Source organism: Clostridium pascui (assembly GCF_016908015.1).
GTDB lineage: Bacteria > Bacillota > Clostridia > Clostridiales > Clostridiaceae > Clostridium_AK > Clostridium_AK pascui.
The window spans coordinates 136,728-162,464 of record NZ_JAFBDB010000008.1 but is presented as its reverse complement, the minus strand read 5'-3'; the positions used below and the strand labels follow the sequence as shown (position 1 = coordinate 162,464).

The 25,737-nt window shown below is 31.7% G+C and carries 21 protein-coding genes and 1 riboswitch; of the genes, 19 read left to right on the top strand and 2 right to left on the bottom strand.

Annotated elements, in window-relative coordinates; translation table 11 throughout:
* The 7 genes from JOC70_RS16980 to JOC70_RS16950 form a co-directional block, all read left to right on the top strand.
* Positions 1-202, top strand: a 202-nt coding sequence (locus JOC70_RS16980; protein WP_204600069.1) for an electron transfer flavoprotein subunit alpha/FixB family protein, incomplete at its 5' end; no start/stop codon positions are given.
* A 99-nt stretch (positions 203-301) separates the two neighbouring features.
* Complete coding sequence (locus JOC70_RS16975; protein WP_204600068.1) at positions 302-1,150, top strand: 3-hydroxybutyryl-CoA dehydrogenase; 849 nt, start codon at positions 302-304, stop codon at positions 1,148-1,150.
* A 297-nt stretch (positions 1,151-1,447) separates the two neighbouring features.
* A complete protein-coding gene (locus tag JOC70_RS16970) occupies positions 1,448-2,338 on the top strand; it encodes a sulfide/dihydroorotate dehydrogenase-like FAD/NAD-binding protein (protein ID WP_204600067.1) in 891 nt (296 codons plus the stop codon).
* Positions 2,338-3,720: an NADPH-dependent glutamate synthase gene (gene gltA, locus JOC70_RS16965; RefSeq protein WP_204600066.1), complete on the top strand. Its 1,383-nt coding sequence runs from the start codon at positions 2,338-2,340 to the stop codon at positions 3,718-3,720. The genes JOC70_RS16970 and gltA overlap by 1 nt, the downstream gene beginning before the upstream one ends.
* Positions 3,721-4,353: 633 nt before the next feature.
* Positions 4,354-5,274, top strand: coding sequence for a DNA-3-methyladenine glycosylase family protein (locus tag JOC70_RS16960; RefSeq protein ID WP_204600065.1), 921 nt, complete (start codon positions 4,354-4,356; stop codon positions 5,272-5,274).
* A 196-nt stretch (positions 5,275-5,470) separates the two neighbouring features.
* Positions 5,471-6,958, top strand: a complete 1,488-nt coding sequence (locus tag JOC70_RS16955; protein WP_204600076.1) for a monomeric [FeFe] hydrogenase — start codon at positions 5,471-5,473, stop codon at positions 6,956-6,958.
* 306 nt (positions 6,959-7,264) lie between these two features.
* Positions 7,265-7,984, top strand: a complete 720-nt coding sequence (locus JOC70_RS16950) for a TVP38/TMEM64 family protein (RefSeq protein WP_204600064.1) — start codon at positions 7,265-7,267, stop codon at positions 7,982-7,984.
* Positions 7,985-7,987: 3 nt separating this feature from the next.
* On the opposite strand, the gene JOC70_RS16945 is transcribed toward JOC70_RS16950, so the two are convergent.
* Positions 7,988-8,632, bottom strand: a complete 645-nt coding sequence (locus tag JOC70_RS16945) for a TIGR01906 family membrane protein (RefSeq protein ID WP_204600063.1) — start codon at positions 8,630-8,632, stop codon at positions 7,988-7,990.
* A 330-nt stretch (positions 8,633-8,962) separates the two neighbouring features.
* Between JOC70_RS16945 and groES the strand changes: the two genes are divergently transcribed.
* The 7 genes from groES (at position 8,963) to JOC70_RS16910 (ending at position 17,453) form a co-directional block, all read left to right on the top strand.
* Complete coding sequence (gene groES / locus JOC70_RS16940) at positions 8,963-9,247, top strand: co-chaperone GroES (protein WP_035309699.1); 285 nt, start codon at positions 8,963-8,965, stop codon at positions 9,245-9,247.
* Positions 9,248-9,287: 40 nt separating this feature from the next.
* The gene (gene groL, locus JOC70_RS16935) at positions 9,288-10,907 is read left to right on the top strand and encodes a chaperonin GroEL (RefSeq protein WP_204600062.1); all 1,620 of its coding nucleotides are present in this window, start codon (positions 9,288-9,290) and stop codon (positions 10,905-10,907) included.
* 89 nt (positions 10,908-10,996) lie between these two features.
* On the top strand, positions 10,997-11,740 hold the full coding sequence (locus JOC70_RS16930; RefSeq protein WP_204600061.1) for a prepilin peptidase: 744 nt from the start codon (positions 10,997-10,999) through the stop codon (positions 11,738-11,740).
* A 254-nt stretch (positions 11,741-11,994) separates the two neighbouring features.
* Positions 11,995-12,092: riboswitch (purine riboswitch) on the top strand.
* Positions 12,093-12,264: 172 nt separating this feature from the next.
* Positions 12,265-13,719, top strand: coding sequence for an IMP dehydrogenase (gene guaB, locus JOC70_RS16925; protein ID WP_204600060.1), 1,455 nt, complete (start codon positions 12,265-12,267; stop codon positions 13,717-13,719).
* A gap of 61 nt (positions 13,720-13,780) precedes the next feature.
* Positions 13,781-15,313 (top strand): glutamine-hydrolyzing GMP synthase, encoded by a 1,533-nt coding sequence (gene guaA, locus JOC70_RS16920; protein ID WP_204600059.1) that lies wholly within the window; start codon positions 13,781-13,783, stop codon positions 15,311-15,313.
* Between the two features lie 260 nt (positions 15,314-15,573).
* Positions 15,574-16,926 carry a glucose-6-phosphate isomerase gene (locus JOC70_RS16915; protein WP_204600058.1) on the top strand — a complete coding sequence of 451 codons (1,353 nt, stop codon included), beginning with the start codon at positions 15,574-15,576 and terminating at the stop codon, positions 16,924-16,926.
* 80 nt (positions 16,927-17,006) lie between these two features.
* Positions 17,007-17,453, top strand: a complete 447-nt coding sequence (locus JOC70_RS16910; RefSeq protein ID WP_204600057.1) for a YaiI/YqxD family protein — start codon at positions 17,007-17,009, stop codon at positions 17,451-17,453.
* Between the two features lie 88 nt (positions 17,454-17,541).
* Here the strand turns inward: JOC70_RS16910 and pulA are convergent, their stop codons facing one another.
* Positions 17,542-19,686 carry a type I pullulanase gene (pulA, locus tag JOC70_RS16905; RefSeq protein ID WP_204600056.1) on the bottom strand — a complete coding sequence of 715 codons (2,145 nt, stop codon included), beginning with the start codon at positions 19,684-19,686 and terminating at the stop codon, positions 17,542-17,544.
* Between the two features lie 173 nt (positions 19,687-19,859).
* Between pulA and JOC70_RS16900 the strand changes: the two genes are divergently transcribed.
* The 5 genes from JOC70_RS16900 (at position 19,860) to JOC70_RS16880 (ending at position 25,695) form a co-directional block, all read left to right on the top strand.
* Positions 19,860-21,860, top strand: coding sequence for a triple tyrosine motif-containing protein (locus JOC70_RS16900; protein WP_204600055.1), 2,001 nt, complete (start codon positions 19,860-19,862; stop codon positions 21,858-21,860).
* A gap of 13 nt (positions 21,861-21,873) precedes the next feature.
* Positions 21,874-22,530, top strand: a complete 657-nt coding sequence (locus JOC70_RS16895; protein ID WP_204600054.1) for a lytic transglycosylase domain-containing protein — start codon at positions 21,874-21,876, stop codon at positions 22,528-22,530.
* A gap of 161 nt (positions 22,531-22,691) precedes the next feature.
* Positions 22,692-23,408, top strand: coding sequence for a pseudouridine synthase (locus JOC70_RS16890; protein WP_204600053.1), 717 nt, complete (start codon positions 22,692-22,694; stop codon positions 23,406-23,408).
* Between the two features lie 366 nt (positions 23,409-23,774).
* Positions 23,775-24,083: a YerC/YecD family TrpR-related protein gene (locus JOC70_RS16885; RefSeq protein ID WP_204600052.1), complete on the top strand. Its 309-nt coding sequence runs from the start codon at positions 23,775-23,777 to the stop codon at positions 24,081-24,083.
* 289 nt (positions 24,084-24,372) lie between these two features.
* Positions 24,373-25,695 carry an amidohydrolase gene (locus tag JOC70_RS16880; RefSeq protein ID WP_204600051.1) on the top strand — a complete coding sequence of 441 codons (1,323 nt, stop codon included), beginning with the start codon at positions 24,373-24,375 and terminating at the stop codon, positions 25,693-25,695.
* The last annotated feature ends 42 nt before the right edge of the window (positions 25,696-25,737 follow it).

Genomic DNA, 25,737 nt, shown 5'->3' with positions numbered 1-25,737 from the left:
AGTTAGACCTAAGATCTACATTGCAGTAGGTATTTCCGGAGCTATTCAGCATTTAGCTGGTATGCAGGATTCTGACTTTATAATAGCTATAAACAAAGATGAAAGCGCTCCAATCATGCAGATAGCTGACGTAGCATTAGTAGGAGACTTCAAGAAAGTTGTTCCTGAACTAATAGCTCAAATAAAAGAAGCTAAAAACTAGCATTTAAATACATGTTTGTACTTTTACTAGTGCAAACATGTATATTTTCATATGTTTTGTTAAACTATAAAATATATTTGTTTAGGGAGGATATATACTATGAAAAAGATTTGTGTTCTTGGTGCAGGAACTATGGGAGCAGGAATTGCTCAGGCTTTTGCAGTAAAAGGTTACGAAGTAGTATTAAGAGATATAAAGGATGAGTTCGTAGAAAGAGGACTTAACGGAATAAACAAAGGTCTTTCTAAGTTAGTTGCTAAGGGAAAAATGGCTCAGGAAGATATGGATGCTATACTTGCAAGATTAACTGGAACAGTTGACCTAAACATGGCAGCTGATTGTGATTTAATTATAGAAGCAGCAGTAGAAAACATGAAAATAAAAAGAGAAATATTTGCTGAATTAGATAAGATTTGTAAGCCAGAAACTATTCTTGCTTCAAATACTTCATCTTTATCTATAACTGAAGTAGCTACAGCTACAGCAAGACCAGACAAGGTTATAGGAATGCATTTCTTTAATCCGGCTCCAGTTATGAAGCTTGTAGAAATAATCAGAGGAATGGCTACATCACAGGAAACTTTTGATGCTGTTAAAGAAGTATCTGTAGCAATTGGAAAGGATCCAGTAGAAGTTGCTGAAGCTCCAGGATTTGTTGTAAATAGAATATTAATTCCAATGATCAATGAAGCAGTTGGAATTTACGCTGAAGGAATAGCATCAGCTGAAGATATAGATAAGGCTATGATGCTTGGAGCAAATCATCCAATGGGACCTCTTGCATTAGGAGACTTAGTAGGACTTGATATATGTCTTGCTATAATGGATGTATTATATACAGAAACAGGAGATACAAAATACAGAGCTCACTCCTTACTTAGAAAATATGTAAGAGCTGGATGGCTTGGAAGAAAATCAGGAAGAGGATTCCACAACTACGCAAAATAATTTTAAATATATAAAGCTAGAGTCTTTAATAAGGCTCTAGTTTTTTTATTGCCTAAATTTAGTGGTATAAATCTTTATATTAGTTTTAATATTGTTAATTTTGATGTTATTAATTTTGTTTTTTAAATTTAAGAATATCTTAAATTATCTTGCTTTTTTAGTTGATTATTAGACTATTATTTATATATAATAGTCTATAAGAAAACAAACACTTTATTTAGCTAAAATGTGCTAATTTATGAGAAGTACATAGTTTTATAATTGTCTAAATGGAGATTAATTGAGGGAGGGAAAACAATGTATAAAATTTTAAATAAAAGACTTTTAGCACCAAATATTTATCTTATGGATATAGAAGCGCCAAGAGTTGCAAAATCATCAAAACCAGGACAATTTGTAATAGTAAGAATGGATGAGAAAGGGGAGAGAATCCCTTTAACTATTTGTGACTATGATAAAGATAAAAAATCTGTAACAATAGTATTCCAGGTAGTTGGAAGTTCAACAAAAAGGATGGCGGCTTTAGAAGTGGGAGAACATTTTATGGATTTTGTAGGACCACTTGGACAGCCTTCTGAATTAGTTAACGAAGACTTAGAAGAGCTAAGAAAAAAGAAAATAATATTTATAGCAGGTGGTGTTGGAGCTGCTCCAGTATATCCACAGGTTAAGTGGTTAAATTCTGTAGGTGTAAAGGCAGATGTAATAGTTGGAACTAAGTCAAAGGAAACTCTAATACTTGAAGAAGAAATGAAAGAAGTAGCTGGGAATATGTATGTGGCAACTGACGATGGTTCCTATGGATTTAAAGGATTAGTTACAGATCTTCTTAAAAAGTTAATTGATGAAGAAAAGAAAGAATATGACCTAGTGATAGCTATAGGACCTATGATAATGATGAAATTTGTTACAAAACTTACTAAAGAGTATGGTTTAAAAACTATAGTAAGTTTAAATACTTTAATGGTAGATGGTACAGGTATGTGTGGAGCTTGTAGAGTTACAGTAGCTGGAAAAACACGATTTGCCTGTGTAGAAGGTCCAGAATTTGATGGACATGAAGTAGACTTTGAAGAAGCTATGAGAAGACAAGGTATGTATAAGACAGAGGAAGGTAAGAAGATACTTGAAGACCAGGAAAAAGTAGAAGGTCATAAATGCTTTGTAGGATTGGACGGTGAAGAATAATGGATAAATTTAAAAGAATTTTATCTAGAGAACAGAGCCCAGAGGAAAGAGTTAAAAATTTCAAGGAAGTATCTTTAGGTTATACTGAAGAAGAAGCCATAAAGGAAGCAAAGAGATGTTTAAATTGTAAAAATCCAATGTGCGTTCCTAAATGTCCTGTAGCTATAAATATACCTGAATTTATACAACGCTTAAAAGAAGGCAACTTTGAGGAAGCAGCAAGGGTGATAAATAGAGATAGTTCACTTCCAGCAGTATGTGGAAGAGTATGCCCACAGGAAAGCCAATGTGAAGGCAAATGCATACTTGGAATTAAGGGTGAACCAGTAGCAATTGGGAAGCTTGAAAGATTTATCGGAGACTGGTCAAGAGAAAATAACCTAGATTTAACTGTAAAGAGTGATAAAAAGAATAAAAAGGTTGCAGTTATAGGAAGCGGACCAGCTGGGCTTACTTGTGCAGGAGACCTAGCTAAAATGGGATATGATGTTACTATATTTGAAGCTTTACATGAAGCAGGTGGAGTTTTAGTATATGGAATACCTGAATTTAGACTTCCAAAGGAAACTGTAGTAAAACATGAAATAGAAAATGTAAAAAAATTAGGCGTAAAAATTGAAACGGATGTTATAGTGGGTAGAACTGTTACAATAGAGGAACTTATGGAAGAAGAAGGTTTTGGTGCTGTATTTGTAGGGTCAGGAGCAGGACTTCCTAAGTTCATGGGAATACCTGGAGAAAATCTTAATGGAGTATTTTCTGCTAATGAGTTTTTAACTAGAAATAACCTTATGAAGGCATTTAGAAATGATTATGATACTCCTGTAAAGGTAGGGACAAAGCTTGCTGTAGTCGGTGGTGGTAACGTAGCTATGGATGCTGCTAGAACTGCAAGAAGACTTGGAGCAGAAGTTCATATAGTTTATAGAAGATCGGAAGAAGAACTTCCAGCAAGAAGAGAAGAAATTCACCATGCTAAGGAAGAAGGAATAATATTTGATTTGCTTACAAACCCAATAGAAATACTTAGTGATGAAAATGGGTGGGTAAAGGGTATGAAGTGTATTAAGATGGAACTTGGTGCCCCTGATGAGTCTGGAAGAAGAAGACCTGTAGAAATAAAGGATTCAGAGTATGAAATAGAATTAGATACAGTCATAATGGCTCTTGGAACTTCTCCAAATCCACTTATAACTTCAACAACTAAAGGGTTAGATACAAATAAATGGGGATGTATCATTGCAGAAGATGAAACAGGTGAAACCACTAAAAAGGGAATATTTGCTGGTGGAGATGCTGTAACAGGTGCAGCTACAGTAATACTTGCAATGGGAGCAGGTAAAAAAGCGGCAAAGGCTATTGATGAATTTTTAAGTAAGTAATTAGGTGTTAGGTGCTAGGATTATAAGAAATTTTGTCATACAAAGTTTCTTATAATCCTAGTATCTAGTACCTTTATTTTAGGTATGAATAAAAACTTTGTTATAGAAGCATAATAAAAGGAAAATGTCTTTATGTATACTGCGGAAGGAAGAAATTTCGCTTTGGCGAAATTTCCTTTAAATGGACACTTATAAAAGGGCTGATAAGCCCGAAGACCGGTAGGTCGTAAACTGTTAGTCATTTTATTTTTTATCAAAAATATTTTATTGTATTATCTTATCTTGAACTTGTAAATTAAATTTTTTCATTTATTTAGTATAAGTTCTCGTAACGTGGCGGGCTGCCGCCCTAAAAGATTTTTATGTGATAAGTTCTAAAGTATTTTAGAAATTCAGTTGTCTGAATTTCTTCCTTTGGCAGTTCACATGAAGAATTTTTTAATACTTTGGGAGCATAGAATTTTCATTGTAGAAGGCATTGAATGGGCCTTAGAACGGCTTACTGTCTGAGAGGGATTTTAAATTTATAAATATTAGCCGTTCTCGGCGAAATGAACACCTTCCTAGATGAAAATTCTATACGACCCAGAGCCATTAAAAATGTCGTAATATTTCTAAAAGGAGCGATAAAAGATGGATTTTAATTATATAGAGAACTATATAGAAAATGATATAAGTGTGGTAGTTGTAAAGGATGTCTTAAACTTTGAACTACCACATATTTTTGAATGCGGACAGTGTTTTAGGTGGAATAAGCAAGAGAGTGGTAGCTATATAGGAGTAGCTTTTGGACGTGTCATAGAAGTAGAAAAAAGAGATAATGATGTCTTAATTTATAATGCTACAGAAGAAGAATTTAAAAATATTTGGATGGAATATTTCGATTTAACTAGAGATTATGCAGAGGTAAAAAATATATTAAGTGAGGATGAGCTTTTGGAAAAAGCAGTGGAATTTGGGCATGGGATAAGGCTTTTAAAACAGGAGCCTTTTGAGCTTATTATTTCCTTTATTATATCTGCAAACAATAGAATACCAATGATAAAAAGAGCTATAGAGAAGATAAGTAAAAGTTTTGGAGAGCCGCTTTATTACAAGGATGAGGTCTACTATACTTTCCCGACTGCAGAGAAACTACATGCAGCCACAGAAGAGGAGTTAGAAGGTTTAGGAACAGGTTTTAGGGCTAAATATATAAGAGATACAGTTGAGAAAATATATAACAGTTTAAATTCATTAAGTGAAACTTACAATGAAAGCTTTGATATAAATTTAATAATAAGCAAAAATGATGATGAATGTCATAAGGAACTTCAAAATTTTATGGGAATAGGCCCTAAGGTGGCAGATTGTATAATGTTGTTTTCTATGGGGAAATACTCTGCATTTCCGGTGGATGTATGGGTAAAAAGAGCTATGCAGCATTTCTATGTAGCCCCAGATGTATCCTTGAAGAAAATAAGAGATTTTGCCCGTGAAAAGTTTGGAAAACTTTCTGGTTTTGCTCAACAATATTTGTTTTATTATGCTAGAGAAAATAGCATAATTGGGTAAATTAACCGAACATATCAGAGGGTGACAATAAAGGTAAAAAAAATTGTTAAAAAAATCTCAAATATGTATTAATTTTTTTTGAGTTTCTGTTATAATATAAATATCAAGAAAAATCAACAGTTGCAAAACTGTTGCAACAATTCAAGTAATTTATTTACACAATTAAATTACTTTTTTGAAAATTAGGAGGATCTAAATTATGGAATTTGAAACTCAATTAAAAAAATTAAAGTATTTAGTACTTAAAGAAGTAGCTAAAATGACTTTGGAAGATAGAGTAAATAAAGAGGAATTAGAAAAAGTTCCATTTACAATAATAGAAGGTGATACAGCAGAATACAGATGCTGTGTATATAGAGAAAGAGCTATAGTTTATGAGAGAGCAAAGCTTGCAATAGGATGTCTTCCAAATGGACAAGAAGCTGAGAAATTTGTACATGTAGAGAATAATGACCAAATAGTATACGTAATTGACGCAGCTTGTGATAAGTGTCCTATAAATAGATTTATTGTAACAGAAGCATGTAGAGGATGCATACAGCATAAATGTATGGAAGTATGTCCAGCAGGGTCTATTACAAGAGCTGGGGGAAGAGCTTATATAAATCATGAGACATGTAAAGAGTGCGGCTTATGTAAACAAGCTTGTCCTTATGGAGCAGTTGCAGAGGTAATGAGACCTTGTAAGAGAGCATGTCCTACAGGAGCTCTTCAAATGAATTTAGATAACAATAGAGCAACAATAGATAAAAAGGATTGTGTAAATTGTGGTGCTTGTATGGGTGCGTGTCCATTTGGAGCTATATCTGATAAGAGTTATATAGTAGATGTAACTCGTTCATTAATGAACAAGAAGAAGGTATATGCAGTGGTTGCACCAGCGATTACAGGACAATTTGGTAATAAGGCAAAAGTTGGCCAAGTAAAAGCGGCCTTTAAGAAAATGGGATTTGTAGATATGATAGAGGCAGCTTGTGGTGCCGATGCAGTAGTTGTACATGAAGGTAATGAGTTTGTAGAAAGAATGGAAAAGGGAGATAAGTATATGACTAACTCCTGTTGCCCAGGGTTCTTAAACTATATTGAGAAGAAATTCCCAGATCAAATTGATAAGGTATCAGGTACAGTATCTCCAATGGTAGCTACAGGAAGAATGATAAAGAAGATGGATCCAGAAGCACTAGTTGTATTTGTAGGGCCATGTACTGCTAAGAAAAGTGAAATTAAGAGACCAAGTGTTAAAGATTCGGTGGATTATGTTATGACTTTTGAGGAAATTACAGCCTTAATGGGAGCATATGATATAGAACCTCAAAGTTTGGAAGAGGAAGATATTAATGATGCATCATCTTTTGGAAGAGGATTTGCTCAAGGTGGAGGATTAACAGCCGCTATTGAAAACTATATAGAGAAAAAAGAAGTTAAGGTAGACTTTAACCCTGTTAAAGTTAGCGGTCCATTTGAAATAAAGAGGGCTATGATGATGGCTAAGTCAGGAAGATTAGAAGGAAACTTTATTGAAGGTATGATGTGTGAAGGTGGATGTATAGGTGGACCAGCAACTATGGTTTCTATGATGAAGTCTAGGCCACAGCTTGCAAAGTTCAGCAAAGAGGCTCAAATAAAACATGTTATAGATAATGAAAATTTAAAGCGTTATGAAGAAGTTAATATGGAAAGATAATAAAAAAGAGGTTGCGAGAGCAGCTTCTTTTTTAGTTTTTAGTGAGTAATCTCTAGACTAATATGCAATTTCTAGATGATAATATGAAGTTATAAGAATATAAAAAGTTATATAATTCTACTAAATTATTAACTAACAAGAGATTAACAGGAAGATGTATATAATTACTTTTAGTATAAAACAATATTTAGTATATCTAATTAAATGCAGTTTTAAATTTTGATATAATAGATAAAAACAAGGTAATTTTCTAGATATAGATGGTGGTTAGAAATTAGAGATTTGTAGCTAAAGAGGGTGAGTTATATGCATGATGAAGAGCATGGAATATTAAGAAAAGCAGTTGGATATATAAAGGGAAATATGGGTGGTATTATATTTGCTGGTTTATTTGTATTGTTTTTGTTTGTGGGATATAAATATTTTCATGATTATTTTTATATATTAAAGGATCCAGATGAAGTCAGAAATATTATTAATTCCTATGGACAATATAGTATACTAGCATTTATCCTTCTTCAAATGTTACAGGTAGTAGTATTCTTTATTCCTGGAGAGATTGTTCAAATTGCAGGTGGATATATTTTTGGAACTATATCTGGCAGTATAATTTCACTTGTAGGTATTTGTTTAGGCGGTATTATAATATTTATAATATGTAATATATATGGTAAGCCCTTTGTAGAAAAAATTATATCTAAAAAACATTTAACTTTTTTTAAAAAAATACTAAAGCTTGGAAGCGTAGATTACATAGTATTTTTACTTTATTTAGTACCTGGTATTCCCAAAGATGCATTAGCTTATATATGTGGAATTTCAGATATTAGCCTTAAAAATTTTGTTGTATATTCAACTTTAGGGAGAATTCCGGGAATATTTTTATCTGCTTATTTTGGAGCTAAAATAGGTACGGATAATAAACTGCTATTAATCGGGATAGCTGTAGCTGCAACAGTGCTTTTTATACTAGGTGTAATAAAGGGAGAAAAAATAATAAAAAATATAATAAAAGAAAAGCCCTAAAATTTAGGGTTTTATTACATGATGGTTACTTTTATAAAATATTATGTAGATTATTGAAAATATAAGTATTAGCACAGCTATTAGTATGGCACAGTGCATAAAGAATGCCTCAGGAAGTATATTTATAACTGGATCCTTATCTATGTCAAATATCCAGTAATCATTATTGAAAAATATAGAATGAAACGTATTAAAAACCTTGTTGAAGTTAATCGAAAATACTGTAAGTAAAAATATAGGTAAAGAAACTAAAAGCCAAGAACTATATTTAAAAATTGAGAAGTCTTTATATTTATAGCATAGATATACAGCAATTAAATTTAAAAATAATGATATGTAAAATATTCTATCAACTAAAGAAAATATCTTTTTCACTTCATAAAAGTGTATAATGCCTTCAGGGGAAGCCTTAAAGGAAGGCAGTTTAAATTGTGTATTAGGAGGAGAATATAAAAAGTTTATAAGATAATCATAATTTGTTTTAATTTCACTCGCACTCATATCTACAAACTTTTCTATACCTAAATGTTTCATGTCAAAGTAATATAATTGTCTGAAGTTCACAGTAATTTTTATGGACAGGGTTATTGCAAATAGTGCTAGTGAAAGCATAAAAACAAATTTGAAGAAAACATGAAATTTTTTCATAAAAATGTCACCTCTTGGAAATATTAATTATGTTGTAATAATATTATATAGTTTGAACTGTTTTATTAAAATATAGTATTATAAAATAAAAGAAAAGGTAAGCAAAATGCCAAAATATATAGATAAATTATAATAATAGGGTATAATTTAACAAAAAGAATAAATAAGGGTAACATTTACATTTGATATTATATATGCTATTCTTTATTATAATAATTGTATTAGCACTCATTGATAGTGAGTGCTAATGATAAAAAATTAATTAATACATCTCAATTTATTTGAGATGATTCATTCTTATAAACATAAATATTTTAAGGAGGGTTTAAAATGAGAATTAGACCACTTGGAGACAGAGTTGTTATCAAAAGAATTGAAGTAGAAGAAACTACAAAGAGCGGAATAGTTTTACCAGGAACCGCTAAGGAAAAGCCACAAGAAGCTGAGGTAGTAGCAGTAGGACCTGGTGGAATGGTTAATGGAAAAGAAGTTGTAATGGAATTAAAAGTAGGAGATAAAATATTATTTTCTAAGTATGCAGGAAATGAAGTTAAAATTGATGGCATAGAATATACAATATTAAAACAGGATGATATATTAGCTGTTTTAGAATAATTTGAAAATATAAATTAACTATTTAGGAGGTAAATGTAATATGGCAAAGAGCTTATTATTTGGAGAAGAAGCTAGAAGAGCTATGCAGGCAGGTGTAGATAAGCTTGCAAATACAGTTAAGGTTACTTTAGGACCAAAGGGAAGAAACGTTGTTTTAGATAAAAAATTTGGATCACCACTTATAACTAATGATGGTGTTACTATAGCAAGAGAAATCGAACTTGAAGATGCATATGAAAATATGGGGGCGCAGCTTGTAAAAGAAGTTGCAACTAAGACAAATGATGTAGCAGGAGATGGTACTACAACAGCTACACTACTTGCTCAGGCTATAATTAGAGAAGGATTAAGAAACGTTACAGCGGGATCTAACCCAATGCTAATTAGACGTGGAATACAAATGGCAGTAGAAAAAGCTGTAGAAGAAATTAAAAATATTTCAAAGCAGGTAAACGGAAAAGAAGACATAGCAAGTGTTGCAGCAAACTCAGCAGCTGATGAAGAAATAGGAAAGCTTATAGCAGATGCTATGGAGAGAGTTGGAAACGAAGGCGTTATAACTGTTGAAGAATCAAAATCTATGGGAACTGAACTAGATGTTGTTGAAGGAATGCAGTTTGATAGAGGATACTTAAGTGCATACATGGTAACTGATTCTGAAAAGATGGAAGCAGTACTTGAAGAGCCATATATATTAATTACAGATAAGAAGATAACTAGCATACAGGATATACTTCCAGTACTTGAAAAAATAGTTCAGCAGGGAAGAAAGCTATTAATAATAGCTGAAGATATAGAAGGAGAAGCATTAGCAACACTTGTTCTTAATAAATTAAGAGGAACATTTACTTGTGTAGCAGTTAAAGCTCCTGGATTTGGCGATAGAAGAAAAGATATGCTTCAGGATATAGCAGTATTAACTGGTGGAGAAGTTATTACTGAAGAATTAGGAAGAGATTTAAAAGACGTTACATTAGATATGCTTGGAATGGCTGAATCCGTTAAGATTACTAAAGAAAATACTACAATTGTTAACGGAAAAGGCAATAAAGAAGCTATACATGATAGAGTCCATCAGATAAAAGTTCAGATAGATGAATCTTCATCTGACTTTGATAGAGAAAAATTACAGGAAAGACTTGCAAAACTTGCTGGTGGAGTAGCTGTAATCAAAGTTGGTGCTGCAACAGAAACTGAATTAAAAGAAAGAAAGCTAAGAATAGAAGATGCTTTAGCAGCTACTAAAGCAGCTGTTGAAGAAGGTATTGTTCCAGGTGGTGGAACTGCATATGTAACTGCTCTTAAAGAAATGCAAGAATTATCTTCTGATGTAGTAGATATTAAAGTTGGTATTGACATTATAAGAAAAGCTCTTGAAGAACCGGTAAGACAAATAGCTACTAATGCTGGAGTAGAAGGTTCTGTAGTAATAGAAAGAGTTAAAAATGCTGAAGTTGGAATAGGTTATGATGCTCTAAATGATAAATATATAAATATGATAGAAGCTGGTATAATTGACCCAACTAAGGTTACAAGATCTGCATTACAAAATGCTGCATCTGTAGCGGCTACTTTTTTAACAACAGAAGCTGCTGTAGCTGATATGCCAGAAAAAAACCCTGCTCCAATGCCAGGACCAGGAATGGATGGAATGTATTAATATAAAATATAAGCTGTGGACTAGATCCACAGCTTTGTTTGTATATTGGTTTATTTTTACAAATTGATTTATTAAGAGGGTTTAGTATTATGGATTACTTGATTATTTTTATTCTTGGGACTATAATTGGAAGTTTTTTAAATGTATGCATTTATAGAATACCAAAAAGCCAGTCTATTGTATATCCACCATCTCATTGCGCTAATTGTAAGATCAATTTAAAGCCCTATGATTTAATTCCTGTTTTAAGTTATACTTTATTAAAGGGAAGATGCAGGTATTGTAGAGAAAAAATTTCTGTAAGATATTCAATAGTTGAATTTTTAACAGGTATATTATATGTGTCGATTTATGTAAAGTATGGTGTAACCTTAGATGCCATAAAGTATATTATAATGGTAAGTATTTTAATTGTTATAGGAATGATTGATTTAGAGACTACAAATGTTTACTTTAAAACTACCTTAACAGGATCTATCTTAGCTATAATTTTTTTAGCTTTACATGCTTATATGGGATTACCTGTAATAAACTATATATATGGAGGCGTCATAGGTGGAGGTACCCTATCCTTAATAACAATTATAACTAAAGGTGGCATGGGCGGGGGAGATGCAGAGATTTGCTTTATATGTGGATTGTTTTTAGGACTTAAACTGACGTTATTAATGTTATTTTTATCCTTTGTTATTGGTTCTGTAGTGGGAGTAGCACTTATAGCTTTAAGTAAAAAGACTAGAAAAGATTATGTGCCATTTGGACCATTCATAGTACTAGCTTCTATTATAACTATACTTTGGGGGCAAGGTATTATAACGTGGTATTTATTATAAAGTTAGGTGAAATGTATTTTGTGTAAAGATAAATCTACTATACTTAATAATTATGAGTTTTATGATAGATGGAAAGAAGGATTTGACAGCACTGCAGATATGTTTAAATAAGCGAGTAACTAGAGATTAGTAGCAAGCTAGATTATTAAACATTTACATTGCATTTTTAGATTTAATAATGTGAAATAAAATAATTGACAAATAACGAAAAATTCAATAGAATAATGTCAATAGTTAAAATTAATGAAGGAAACATATCAAATATAAACATAACTCATATATCCCCTGAATATGGCAGGGAGTATCTACCGGGAGCCGCAAATTCCTGACTATGAGTGGAAATAGACGTGTATTATTTGTACATGCTAATTTCACTTATACAGAATAAGTAAAATTAGCATGTTTTTTTGTCTATAAATTAAACATTTAGGGAAAATAATAAGAGTAGATATCTCAAAACAGAGATGTACTAAATTTGTAACAAAGAAAAAAATTCTATAAAAAAGTAAGGGAGAGTGGATTAAATGGCAATCATTTTAAAGCAAGGATATACTTTTGACGATGTACTTTTAGTTCCAAATAAATCAGAAATATTACCTAATGGTGTTACTCTTAAAACAAATTTGACTAAGACTATTAGCTTAAATATACCACTTATGAGCGCAGGAATGGATACTGTTACAGAATCCAAAATGGCAATAGCTATGTCTCGTGAAGGTGGTATTGGTATAATACACAAAAACATGACAATTGAACAACAGGCTATGGAAGTGGACAGAGTTAAAAGACAAGAAAACGGAGTTATAACTGATCCATTTTTCTTATCTCCAGAAAACACTCTTCAAGATGCATTAGAACTTATGAGTAAGTATAGAATATCTGGTATTCCTGTAACAGTGGGCGGAAAACTAGTAGGAATTATAACAAATAGAGATATAGTATTTGAACAAGATTATTCAAAGAAAATATCAGATGTAATGACAAAAGAAAATTTAATTACAGCACCAGAAAATACAACCATAGAAGAAGCTAAAGCAATACTTAAAGAGCATAGAATAGAAAAACTTCCGTTAGTTGATAAGGACAATAATTTAAAAGGACTTATAACTATAAAGGATATAGAAAAGGTAAGAAAGTTCCCTAACAGTGCAAAGGACAGTAAAGGCAGACTTTTATGTGGTGCAGCTGTAGGTGTAACTAAGGATATGATGGAAAGAGTTAAAGCATTAGTTGATGCACATGTAGATGTTATAACAGTAGATACCGCTCATGGACATTCAAAAGGTGTTATAGAAGCTGTAAAAACTATAAAGAAAGAGTATCCAGAGCTTCAAGTTATAGCAGGTAATGTAGCTACTGCAGAAGCAACTAAAGACCTTATAGAAGCTGGTGCAGACTGTATAAAAGTTGGTATAGGGCCAGGATCTATCTGTACTACAAGAGTTGTAGCAGGAGTTGGTGTACCACAGCTTACAGCTGTAATGGATTGTGTTGAAGAAGCTAATAAATATGGAGTGCCTGTTATAGCAGATGGTGGATTAAAGTACTCAGGAGATATAGTTAAGGCATTAGCTGCTGGAGCTAAGGTTTGTATGATGGGATCTATGTTTGCAGGCTGCGAAGAATCTCCAGGAGAAACTGAAATATATCAAGGAAGAAGTTATAAAGTTTATAGAGGTATGGGCTCTCTTGCAGCTATGGCTTGTGGAAGTAAGGATAGATACTTCCAAGAAGATAATAAAAAGCTAGTTCCAGAAGGAGTAGAAGGAAGACTTCCATACAAAGGATTTGTATCAGATACAATATTCCAGTTACTTGGTGGAATTCGTTCAGGTATGGGATATTTAGGTTCTAAGACTTTAGTTGACCTATATGAAACAGCTAGATTTGTAGTTCAAACATCAGCTGGTCTTAGAGAAAGTCATCCTCATGATATAGTAATGACAAAAGAAGCTCCAAACTACAGTGTGTCACAGTAATTAAAGATAAATTTAAATTAGGATTACTAATAGATAATTAATAACCCCTAAGGAGGTAACTATGGAAAAGGAATTAGTTTTAGTAGTTGATTTCGGTGGACAGTACAACCAGCTTATTGCTAGAAGAGTAAGAGAAAATAATGTGTATTGCGAAATAATTCCATACACATATTCAATAGATAAAATAAAAGAAAAAAATCCTAAAGGAATAATTTTCACTGGAGGACCTAACAGTGTTTATGGTGAAGGAGCTCCAAGAATAGATAAAGAAATATTTGAATTAGGTGTTCCAGTACTTGGAATATGCTATGGGGAACAGCTTATTGCTCATACTCTTGGAGGAAATGTTAAGAGTCCTGATAAAAGAGAATATGGCAAAACAGACGTAAAATTAGATAAAACATGTCTACTATTTGATGGAATAGAAGAGAATGAAAGTTGTTGGATGAGTCATACAGATTATGTAGAAGTGGCTCCAGAAGGTTTTAGAATAGTTGGAACTACAACTCAAACTCCTGTTGCAGCTATGGAGCATGTTGAAAGAAAAATATATGGAGTTCAATTCCATCCAGAAGTTGAACATACACCATTTGGAAAGAAAATGCTATCAAATTTCCTATTTAATATCTGTGGATTAAAAGGAGATTGGTCAATGTCTTCTTTTGCAGAAGAACAGATTAAAGCTATAAAAGAAAAAGTAGGAGACAAGAAAGTAATTTGTGCATTATCAGGTGGAGTTGATTCATCTGTAGCTTCAGTGCTTGTCCATAAAGCTATAGGCAAGCAATTAACATGTATATTTGTAGATCATGGTTTACTTAGAAAGGATGAAGGAGACCAGGTTGAAGAAATATTTAAAAAACAGTTTGATATGAACCTAATAAGAGTAAATGCTCAAGATAGATTCTTAGGAAAGCTTAAAGGTGTAAGTGATCCTGAGAAAAAGAGAAAAATAATAGGTGAAGAATTTATAAGAGTATTTGAAGAAGAGGCAAATAAGCTAGGTGAAATAAGTTTCCTTGTTCAAGGTACTATATATGCAGACGTAGTTGAAAGTGGAACAGGAACTTCTGCTACTATAAAGAGTCATCATAATGTAGGAGGACTTCCAGAAGACATTCAATTTAGTCTTATAGAGCCTTTAAGAGAGTTATTTAAAGATGAAGTAAGAGCTGTTGGAGAAGAACTTGGAATACCTCATAAGTTAGTATGGAGACAGCCTTTCCCAGGACCAGGTCTTGCAATAAGAGTACTTGGAGAAGTTACAGAAGAGAAACTAGCTGTAGTTAGAGAAGCAGATGCTATATTCAGAGAAGAAATAGCTAATGCAGAATTAGAAGGAAAGGTATGGCAGTACTTTGCTTGTCTCCCAAATATACGATCAGTAGGAGTTATGGGAGATGAAAGAACTTACTGTCACACAATAGCATTGAGAGGAGTAACTTCATCAGATGGAATGACTTCAGATTGGGCTAGAATACCTTATGAAGTTTTAGATAAAGTTTCAAGAAGAATAGTTAACGAAGTTCATGGAGTAAACAGAATAGTTTATGATATAACTTCAAAACCACCTTCAACTATTGAGTGGGAATAGAATTTAATAATTAGATAGTTTAATCGCCTTGGATAGTGCTGGGATTTAGAGCATGTCTAAGGTGATTTTTTATAAGCTTTCCGCAGGAAAACTTATACATTAATCTGGGGTACTTGATTTATTTTGTATAATATACTAAAATTTTACTATGGCAATTTTATGCGATTTGTAAAAACTATGATTTTCCTACAAATCAGCACATCTTAAATTAATGAATATTTTACTAAAATAAATCATGGGTATTAAGGGAGAGTTATATTATGAGAACAGGAGCAAATGTAGATCTAACTAAATTAAAGGCACATTTATCAGAAGAAGAGATAAGTTATTTTAGCCAACATATTAAAGAAGCTCATAAAACGCTTCATGAAAAAATAGGGGCAGGAAATGACTTTTTAGGATGGATGGATTTGCCGATAAACTATGATAAAGAAGAATTTCAAAGGATACAAAGAGCTGCTGAAAAGATAAAGAATAATTCGGATGCTCTTATAGTGATTGGAATAGGTGGATCGTACTTAGGCGCAAGAGCAGCTATAGAAATGCTCACTCAAACCTTTTATAATAGCTTAAGTAAAGATAAAAGAAAAACTCCGGCTATATATTTTGTAGGAAATAATATAAGCTCTACATACATGGTAGATTTATTAGAGCTAGTAGAAAATATGGATATATCAGTTAATGTAATATCAAAATCAGGAACTACTACAGAACCTGCTATAGCTTTTAGAATATTTAAGGAATTATTAGAAAAGAAGTATGGCAAGGAAGAGGCAAAAGAAAGAATATATGCTACCACAGATAAGTCAAAGGGTGCACTAAAATCTTTAGCAGACACGGAAGGATATGAAACCTTTGTAATACCAGATGATGTAGGTGGAAGATATTCAGTTCTCACGGCTGTAGGATTATTGCCTATTGCTGTATCGGGTGCTAACATAGAAGAAATGATGGCAGGGGCGAGAGATGCGAGGGAAGCTTTTATGGAAGCTGATTTAGAAAAAAATCAATGCTATAAATATGCAGCAGCAAGAAATGCTCTTTATAGAAAAGGCAAAACCATAGAAATATTAGCAAACTTTGAGCCTTGCCTACATTATTTCGGAGAATGGTGGAAGCAGCTTTATGGAGAAAGTGAAGGAAAGGATCAAAGGGGAATTTATCCAGCATCGGTAGATTTTTCGACGGACCTACATTCTATGGGTCAATATATACAAGATGGATCAAGAATATTATTTGAGACATTTATAAATATAGAAAACCCAAGGAAAACTATAACTGTAAAAGAAGATGTGGAAAATGTAGATGGTTTAAATTTTTTATCTGGAAAAACTATGGATTTTGTAAACAAGCAAGCTTTTAGAGGGACAGTACTTGCTCATAGTGATGGAAATGTACCAAGTATAATTATAAATATTCCAGAATTAATTCCATATTATTTTGGATATATGGTATACTTTTTTGAGAAAGCTTGTGCTATAAGCGGGTATATTTTAGGAGTAAATCCTTTTGATCAGCCAGGAGTTGAAGCATACAAAAAGAATATGTTTGCTCTTTTAGGAAAGCCAGGCTATGAGGAAATGAAATTAGAATTAGAAGCTAGATTAAAATAAGTTATAAGGCCTTGAGTTAAAGGATCTAATATTAATAACCTTTAATCCTGGCCTTTAAAGCAGCACAAAAGGAGAAATTTATGAGAATATTAGTTGATGCGGATGCCTGCCCGGGTAAGCATATGATTGAAAAAGCAGCAAAGGAAAGTGATATAGAAGTTGTAATGTATTGTGATATTAATCATGTAATTAATAGTGATTACAGTATTGTTAAGTATTTAGACAGCGGATTTCAAAGTGTAGATATGTATCTTATAAACGAAGCTAAGGCAGGAGATGTAATAATTACGCAAGATTATGGGGTGGCAGCTTTAGCTTTAGGGAAAAAAGCTTATGCTATAAATCCTAAGGGATATATTTACGATGATAAGAATATGGATAGACTACTTTTTGAAAGACACCTTTCAGCTAAGGTCAGGAGAGGTGGAGGGAAAACTGCAAGTCATAAGAAGAGAACAGAAGAAGATGATTTGAGATTATATGAAAGCATTATAAAGATAATAAAAGGTTGTGAAACAAATTTTTAGGTACTAGTTCAGAGGTTCTAGGAGATAGGTAACGTAGAAACTTTATTGCATAAAATTTCACCAATTCCTAGCACCTAGTACCTGCCTACTAGTCTTTATATAACACGGTAGCGCTTATAGGTTCTACGAGTAAACTCTTTCCTGATATAGTTCCTAAGACATCCGTTCCGGAAATATCCCTGTTTACAACTACATTCCAAGTTCCTTCAGGAATGTCAATTTCAATTGTACTTTTATTTGGATTATAGATTACAAGTATGTCTGACCAAATATCACCTCTTGCATGATCTTTTAAAACAAAGGCTACAACATTTTGAGGAGTGTTTTCTAAAAAAAACAGATGCCTTCTGATTTCATCTGCATTATTCATTTTAAATGCAGGATGTTCCTTTCTAAGCTTAATTAGTCCCTTGTAATAGTTATTGACATCAATGAACTTTCCTTTTCTATCCCAATCCATCCAATTTATTATATCTGGTGATTTATAGCTGTTTTCATCCATATTTTTTGTTCTACAGAATTCTACGCCACTATGAAGAAAAGAAATACCCTGAGAGGTTAAAATTATAGCATTGCATAATTTATGTATATACTTTCTTTCTTCAAAGTCTTTATCTCTACAACTTATTTCTATTTTATCCCATAAGGTATGATTATCATGAGCAGATACATAATTTATAGTATTAATTGGACTTTGAAACATTCCTTTTATATGTCCATTATAATTTATAGAACCAGAAACACAAACTTTTATATTATTTTCCATGTTTTCTTTCCCAGAAGCATAGCCAATATCCGTAGGTATAAAGGTAGAACCTTTAATGACATCTCTTACAAAATCATTAAAATGGCCAATAGAAGGCATTTTATAATAATTTTTCTGAGTAGCTTTGTTTTCTTCAGGCAAGAAAGTGTTTAAGTTCCATCCTTCTCCATATATAACAGTGTAAGGATTTATCTTATATAATTCCTCTCTTATAATATTCATGGTATCTACATCATGAATACCCATTAAGTCGAATCTAAATCCATCTAGATGATATTCCTTAGCCCAAAATTTTACCGAATCAATTATGAATTTTTTTACCATGGGATTTTCCGATGCTATATCATTGCCACATCCGCTTCCATTGCTTAAGGAGCCATCTTCGTTATACCTAAAGTAGTATTTAGGGAATATATTTTCAAAATTACTTTTAGGAGCACTAAAAACATGGTTATATACTACATCCATATTTACACCTATATTGTTTGCGTGTAAGGTACATATTAATGTCTTAAGCTCTTTTATTCTGCAATAAGGATTATAGGGATCTGTAGCATATATACCTTCAACTGAGTTGTAATTTTCAGGATTATATCCCCAATTATAAAGCAATGGGTTTTTTTCATTAGAATTTATGTGACTAAAATCAAAAATTGGCATAAGTTGCGCATGGGTAATTCCAAGCTCTTTAATATGAGCAAGGCCTGTGCTTATGTTACTATCAGAATAAGTATTATCTTCTGATAATCCTAAAAATTTAGCTCTATTTATTATTCCACTATTAGGATGAGTAGAAATATCTCTTATACTTAGTTCATAAATTATGGCATCTGTAGGAGAGCTTAGTTTCAAAGGGCAGTCTTTTTCAAAGTTTTTAGGATTAGATTTATTTAAGTTTATTATAGCGCCTCTTAAACCGTTTATACCAACTGCTGGAGTATAAGGATCTATAACTTCCCTTACTATTCCTTCTATATTTATTTCATAAGTGTAAAAATGCCCATCTAAGTTTTCGTGAATGCTGCATTTCCAAACTCCATTTTCATACTCTTCCATTTTTACTCTACGGGGTTTTTCTTCTAAACTAGGTTCTCCAGAATCGTAAATTAAAATGTTTATACCTAAAGCAACGGGAGACCACAAGGAAAATGAGGTTTCTTGTGGAGTATAAGTATATCCAAGTTTACCGTCATAATAGTATAATTTATTAAATTCATCTGATTTATATAGAGGATAATAATTTATGGAAACTTTATTTTTACCTAATATTAGCTCACTTTTTTCTTTTATATTAATAAATCCATTTAAAGTTATTTGTAACATATTCTTATTTAAATAATACGCGTTTACACGTAAAGTTTTAAGGCCATTGCGTATTTTTAGCTTGGGTAACTTATCTATAGAGCAATTGTCGGCCTTAAGTTTTATAGTATCAAATGATACTAGTTCAGCGTTATATAATCTCATAAAATACACCCCCTAATTTACAAGAAAGTATCTCGGGTCATTCAGATGTACTAATTTAGGATAAAATCAAATATTTTTCCAAATTATCCATATGTAAATAAAAAACACATTACAGAATATGGTACTTATAGTATAATATAAAATAGGAAGAGTTTAAATGGGGGTTGTGAATTATGAATGAGATTTCCATCACCTTTAGTGTAGAAAGTCCCCGAGAGAGGGAAGAAGAAATAATTATAAAGGCGGAAGTATCTGATAACGATAATTTATTATATAAATTTTTTGTGGGATGTAATGGAATATGGGAAGTATTAAGAGATTTTGATTATAAAAATAATATAAAATGGGTACCAAAAGAAGATGGAAAGTACACGATAATGGTACAAGCTAAAGTAAAAGATAGTACAAAGCCTTTTGAATATCTGTCAAGAAGTGACTTTATAATAGGTAAATCACAAGAAAAAATAATAGATTCTCTTAAAATAAATAAAGATGAAATAAAAGTTGGGGAAAAAATAAAAATAGATGCTACGTCAAATAAAGATAATATTATGTATAGGTACTGGTTAAAGGAAGAATTTAATTGGCAAATTATAAAGGATTATACTTTAGATAACTTTTTAGAATGCACAATAAAAAATCCTGGTAAGCATGAAATATTAGTGGAATGTAAAGAGATTAATTCTCTTAAGCAATATAATGATTTTGCAAGAGTAGAGTTTAACGTGCTTCCATTAAAAAAAATAGAAATAAGAAATTTCAGATGTATAACTGGAGAGAGGATATGCAACAAAGAGTTATTATTTGAAGTAGATACTGATGGAGACAAGGATAGAGTAATACTTTATAAGTTTATAAAGATATCTAAAGATAGAGAATTTAAGTGTATACAAGATTATTCTACTAAAAAAGTGGTAGCATATGTTGAAGAAGTCCCAGGAGATTACAGGCTAATGTGTATGGTAAAGGATATGTATTCCCCCAAGGAATATGATGACAGAGCTATAATAAATTTTAGCATACGTCCCTATAAGGATATTGAAATAAATAGCTTTACTGCAAATAAAATGAGCCCACAGCGAGTTGAAACAGAAATTGAGCTTCAAGCAATAGTTACTGGAGGGCGTGAACTCCTTTATAGGTATATCATAGAGGGAAATACTAGTGTTGATTCAGGTTACATAAGACTAAATAATTATACTTGGAAGCTAGAAAAGCCAGGGGAATATAAGGTTATATTATGGGTAAAGGATTCATCTTTTGATGGTGAGTATGAACAAAAAGAGGAGTTTTACTTTACAGTTGATGAAAAGGTTAAGCTCCCTATAAAAATAGAGAATGTTATTATAGACAAGGGAAATGAGATATTAAAGCATGAAGAAGTTATAATAGAGGTAAATGCTTCTGGTAGTTCTACTTTAAGATATAGCTTTATAATAAGAAAAGAAGGGCAAGAAAGAGGAAGAATAGATTATGGAAGCTGCAATTTTATAAAGTTCATACCACAAGAAGAAGGTAAGTTTGAAATAGAAGTAATGGTAAAAGATAAATATTCTTTAAAGGAATATGATAGTCATAAAATTATATATATAAATTCCTATGACTTTTTTCCATCAAATATAGATTATATTTTGATGCCACTAAATGAGTATTATGTTGCTGGTGATACTATAAAACTTAATATAATATCAATAAATACAAAAGACTTATTATTTAAGTATGTTTTGAAAATAAATGGTCGTAAAATTGAAGAAACAGATTATGTAGAAAGTATAGAATATTATTTTATTGCCCCACACAGTGGCATGTATGTGGTGGAAATATACGTTAAAAATAAATTAAGTAATAAGGAATTTGATAATAAAAAAGAAGCTAGGATACCAGTTCATCAGGCTTTACCAATTACTAATACAACTATAAAATGTAGTGATAGTCAAATAGAAATTAATAAGCCTATTATAGTTACTGTAGAGAATGAGGGTGGAAAGGATGCTATATATGAATTTTATTTGATGGAAGAAGAGGAATGGTTTAAGGTTCAAAATTATAGCAAAAAAAATTATTATAGCTTTGTTCCTTTTAAAAAGGGAAAGTATAGGATACTTGCTTTGTGTAAAAGCAGCTATAGAAAGTGTGCTTATGAAGATTATGATATTTTAGAATTTATTATTTAGAGGTGATATGAAAATGAAAATAGACGACAATAAAAGAATAGAGCAATTTTATCAAATGCAGCTTATGACTCAAATGTTTAAAGAGACCATGGGAGATTCTCCAGCTTTTGAAATAGTAATGCAAAGTCTAACTGAGGCTATGATGGATTCAAATGGCAATATAGATTTTTCTAATCTAGGACTTACAGAAGATCAAACGCAAAGTCTTGGATATGGGGGACAAGAAAGAGTTACAGCGGCTATAAAAGACATAAGTTCTAGTATGGAAAGTAACGATGCAAGAATAGAAGAAGCTGTAGAGAAGGCTTCTAAAAAATATGGTATAGATAAGGATCTTATAAATACAATCATCTATCACGAATCAAGATTTAAACCCAATGTAACATCTTCAGCGGGTGCAATGGGATTAATGCAGCTGATGCCAGGAACAGCCAAAGCTATGGGAGTTGAGAATCCTTATGATATAGAAGACAATGTTATGGGTGGGACAAAACTTCTCAAGACTCTTTTAGATACCTATGGAAATAGTAAAGAATTAGCTTTAGCAGGATATAGTGCTGGAACAGGTACTGTAGAAAAGTTAGGGGTAAAGAGCAAAGAAGATATACATAAGCTACCTTATGAATCCAGAGAGTTTATACAATATGTTATGAAAAACTACGGAAAGTAATTACTAGGATTTAAATAACAATTTAGAGTTTATAATATAGGGAGAAGTTTGCCTAAAGCAAACTTCTTTTTGTTTTAAAGAATTGTAAAAGAAAGTAGTGGTAAAATATATATAAGAAATGGTATATTAATTTTGTATTTAAAAACAAGGGAGGAAAAATAGTGGAAAGATTAGATAAAGTACTTGCTAACTTAGGATTTGGAAGTAGAAAAGAAGTAAAAGCATTAGTAAAAAGCGGGAGAGTAGAAGTAGATGGAGAAGTAGTTAAGGACTCCTCAATTAGTATAGATCCAGAAAAAAGCATTGTAAAGGTAAATGGAGAGGAACTTTTATATAGAAAGTACATATATCTTATGATGAATAAGCCTGATGGAGTTATTTCAGCCACCTTTGATAATCGTGATGAAACGGTAATAGATTTATTAGATATAGATTATCAGGTATTTAAGCCATTCCCAGTAGGAAGGTTAGATAAAGATACTGTAGGATTACTGCTTATTACAAATGATGGAGATTTAAATCATAAGTTAATTTCTCCTAAGTGGCATGTAGATAAGGTGTATTATGCTGAAATAGACAAAGAGGTAAATGAGACGGATATTGAGGCTTTTAAAAAGGGTGTAGTTTTAGATGATGACTATAAATGTCTTCCTGCAAAACTTGAAATAGTAGAGGCAGATGAAAATGGCTCTAAGGTTTATATAACCATACAAGAAGGAAAATTCCATCAAGTAAAAAGAATGTTTCAAGCTAGGGAAAAAGAAGTAGTTTATTTGAAGAGGGTTAAATTTGGGAATTTATCTTTAGATAATGAACTTATGGAAGGAGAATATAGAGAACTCACAGAAGAAGAATTAGAAACACTCAAAGATATATAAAAATTGAAGGTTTTTATTTCATTTAATAAAAATTTTAAAATCAAATTTTCAAATATCACTTGAATTTAAATTGGTATTCTTATATAATTAGTTATGCAAGAATAAATAAAAGAATGAATAGCCCCCTTTTATTTATTAAAAAACAACCCATGCCCCAATGGGTTGTTTTATTTTTTTTGTAAAACAATAAACTGCAACAAAGATTTTTACAAATTATACAATGTAAACGATAAAAATTATAATATATGTGCTATAATAGAGAAAACGAATTAAATAAAGTGGGATATGTTAATTTATATCGAAATTATGAATTTTTATAAATTACATAAGAGAAATATCTTAATTATGAATAAGGAGCTGAAAATCATGGGAAATTTTAGTTCAAAAGTTGAAAGTAAGGAAATGGATTTTTTATGTGATGCAATTTTAACTTTAGAGACTAGGGAAGAGTGTTATAGATTATTCGATGACATTTGTACTATAAATGAAATACAAGTTCTTAGTCAAAGATTACAAGTAGCAAAGATGCTAAAAGAAAAGAGAACTTATCAAGATATATCAGCGGCAACGGGAGCAAGTACTGCAACTATAAGTAGAGTAAATAGATGCTTAAATTATGGAAGCGAAGGATATAGAATAGTATTAAAAAGACTTGAAGAAAAAGAAGAATCTTAATAATGAGAATTAGTCTTTAGACTTAAGAAGTAAGGTGCTAGGAGCTAGGAATTATAGAATTTTCATGTGTGAAAATTTTGTATAATTCTTAGCATCTAGCACCTTATTTTTATTCCTAAAAACTGCTTTGCATCTTGAGCAAATTTTGAAAAATATTAAAAAAATGTAAAAGTTAATAGATAAGCATGAAAATATATAAGTTATAAGAAAATTTCAAAAATATGGAAGGAATTAATGAAATATAGCAGAATATATATATGTATTAAAGTGCTAAAAGGGGTTGATGAAAATGAAGGATTTAAAAAATGATTTATTCAAAAATATAGATTTATCTTTAGACGAATTGATAAGTTTAAGAAGAGATTTTCATAAGTATGCAGAAAGTGGGTGGACTGAGTTTAGAACTACATCCAAAATAGCAGAGTACCTAGAAGCGATTGGATTAGAAGTAAAAATAGGGGAAGAAGTTATAGATATAGACTCTATGATGGGAGTTCCAGGTAGAGAAGTCTTAGAAGAATACAAGAAGAGAGCGCTTTCACAAGGAGCAAAAGAGAAGTATTTAAGTCTAATGAAAAACGGAGCAACTGGAGTAGTTGGAATATTAGATACAAAAAAACCGGGGACAACTATTGCATTTAGATTTGATATAGACTCTTTAGATGGAATAGAAAGTGAGGATATAACTCATAGACCTATAAATGAAGGATTTGTTTCAATAAACAAAGGTAATATGCATGCTTGCGGTCATGATGGACATGCAGCTATAGGATTAGTGCTGGCAAAAGTAATGAATAACATAAAGGAACAATTAAAGGGAAAAATTTTATTTGTATTTCAACCAGCAGAAGAAGGCACTAGAGGAGCTTATTCTATGGTTAATAAAGGGATTTTTAATGATGTTAATTATTTATTTACTGGCCATATAGGATTTAAGTCTGGAAAATTAGGAGAACTTGTTGTAAATACAGGGGGATTTTTATCCACAACAAAGCTTGATGTGCATTATAAAGGAAGATCAAGTCATGCTGGAGCTACCCCTGAAAAGGGGAAAAATGCACTGCTTGCAGCAGCCACAGCGGCATTGAACTTGCATACTTTATGTCAGCATGGGAATGGTACAGCGAGAATAAATGTAGGAGTTTTAAAAGCAGGAACAGGAAGAAATGTAGTGCCAGATAGAGCAGAAATGAAAATAGAAACTAGGGGGGAAACAACTGAAATAAATGACTATATTACACAAAGAGCAATAAAGATACTTGAAAGTGCTGCAAATATGTATGACGTAACCTGTGAGGTTACTTTAGCAGGGAAGGCAGAAAGTGGATATAGCGACAAGGAATTATCTTTATTAGTAAAGGAAGCGTCAAATGAAGTTCCTGATATAACTGATACAGTAGAATATACAAGTTTATCTGGCTCAGAAGATGCAACTTACATGATGAATAGGGTTCAACAAAACAAGGGGAAGGCTGTTTATTTAATGTTTGGCACAGAAAGGACAGCGGATCATCATAATAATGGATTTGATTTTAATGAAGAGGTTTTAAAAGTGGCTGTAAAAGTTTATATGATGGCTGTCTTAAAACTTTATGAAAAGGAGGGGAATTAGTTATTTATTAATATTGTTTGTTGAACTTTAATCAATAAATTT